The 1,665-nt window shown below is 61.7% G+C and carries 3 protein-coding genes; all 3 read left to right on the top strand.

The annotated features are described in order from the left end of the window. The coding region (locus RMO18_RS16050) for an MFS transporter (protein WP_309667258.1) at window positions 1-747 on the top strand (747 nt) is incomplete at its 5' end. Between the two features lie 181 nt (window positions 748-928). Beyond that, window positions 929-1,300 carry a hypothetical protein gene (locus tag RMO18_RS16045; RefSeq protein WP_309667257.1) on the top strand — a complete coding sequence of 124 codons (372 nt, stop codon included), beginning with the start codon at window positions 929-931 and terminating at the stop codon, window positions 1,298-1,300. Between the two features lie 69 nt (window positions 1,301-1,369). After that, window positions 1,370-1,665 (top strand): multicopper oxidase domain-containing protein (locus tag RMO18_RS16040; RefSeq protein ID WP_309667256.1); only part of this gene is annotated, 296 nt, incomplete at its 3' end.

The following is a 1,665-nucleotide window of genomic DNA, read 5'->3' as shown; positions in this document are numbered from 1 at the left end:
TTTGCCGGACCATTGCTGGCGGTGGGGCTGATGCTGCTATGGGCAAACGATTTTCAGGCGGTATTCTGGGTGGCCGTCATCCCCGGCGCGCTGGCCGTGGCGCTGCTGGCCTTCGGGGTGAAAGAGCCACCGCGAAAACCCGGGGCCGTTCGGCAGAACCCGATCCGGCGGGCCAGCCTTGCCCGTCTTCCGCCCGCCTATTGGCAGGTGGTTGGCATCGGCGCCGTCTTTACGCTGGCGCGCTTCAGCGAAGCGTTTCTGGTCTTGCGCGCCCAGCAAAGCGGCATCCCGCTGGCCTTGGTTCCGCTGGTCATGGTGGCGATGAACCTGGTCTATGCGCTGTCGGCCTACCCCTTTGGCCGCCTTTCGGATCGGGTCAGCCACAAAACCCTGTTGATTGGCGGGTTGGTCGTGCTGATCGTGGCGGATCTGATCCTTGCCAGCTCCGCCCATTGGGCCGTGGTGCTTGCCGGTGTGGCGGTCTGGGGCCTCCACATGGGCATGACGCAAGGCCTTTTGGCGGTCATGGTGGCCGACACCGCCCCGGCAGACCTGCGCGGCACGGCTTACGGTTTTTTCAATCTGGTCAGCGGTGTTGCGCTGTTGATCGCAAGCCTTGTGGCGGGGCTATTGTGGGACGGTCTTGGTGCGCCCGCGACGTTTCTGACCGGGGCTGCGTTCAGTGCAGCAGCATTGGGTCTGCTGGCAAAGCGCGGTGGAAATCTTCCCGCCGTGCGCGGAGTCTGAATTCGGAAGGCCTCAAATCGATGGGTCTCATCTCGGTGGGCCTGAGACTGTTTTGCCCGTACGAACGCACATTGCTGAAAGCTGAACCTTTGGCTGTATCGCGTGCTCTTTGGCGCCCCTTGGTGATACGCACTCCAAGACGTGACTTGATCTGGCTTGGTTCGCGGCCTAACCCGATTTCATGTCGTGCAAAAGCCAAAGCCTTGCTGACAGCCATCTGCTGCTTCGCCTTGGCCTCGTGCTTGCGTTGTTTTTCATGCTGACACTTCCGCATCCGGGCATGACGGCAGTGACCGAAACGCCTGCGATGACGATGCACCACGCCGCTGACGCGCAGGGCCAGATGAGCCACTCCGGTGGCGCGCATGACGGGATGAATGGCGCGCTTTGTGCCATGCTTTGCACCAGCCTTGCCGGGGCCGATGGGCCGGTGCATCCAGCGCGGGTCGTGGATTACGTTTTTGCGCGCTGGGCGATGGATGCAGGTCCAGTTTGGGAGCCTTTCCAGCCAGACCCGGCCCAACGCCCTCCCGATACAACTCCTGTCGCTTGAACGGGCGTCACAGCACTTGCGAGGCATTTCCTTTGCGCAGGCTTCTCTGAAGCCTTTTGGAGCATCAACATGACACACGATCTTACGCGTCGCGGCTTTATCGCTGCATCCGCCGCGATGGTAACAGCGACGGCGCTTCCACGCCATGCGTTCGGACAAACCGCGCCGCTGAGCCTGACTGCCGCCACCCGCGTTCTCGAAATTGATGGAAAGGCAGCCACGGTTTACGGGCTGATCAACGGTGCAGGTGGACACGGGCTGATCCTTGATCCCGGCCAGCAGTTTAGGGTGGATCTGACCAACGGTCTGGATGTTGAAACCATCATCCATTGGCATGGCCAATTGCCAGCCAACGCGCAGGACGG

Origin of the sequence: Tabrizicola sp., from assembly GCF_031377265.1 — a bacterium.
Taxonomy (GTDB): domain Bacteria; phylum Pseudomonadota; class Alphaproteobacteria; order Rhodobacterales; family Rhodobacteraceae; genus JAUYQR01.
The sequence above is the reverse complement of the archived record's forward strand: the minus strand, read 5'-3'. Positions and strand labels throughout refer to the sequence as shown.

Excerpts from the sequence above, each read along its gene's own strand:
- RMO18_RS16045 (WP_309667257.1), top strand. The coding sequence starts at position 929 with ATGTCGTGCAAAAGCCAAAGCCTTGCTGACAGCCATCTGCTGCTTCGC.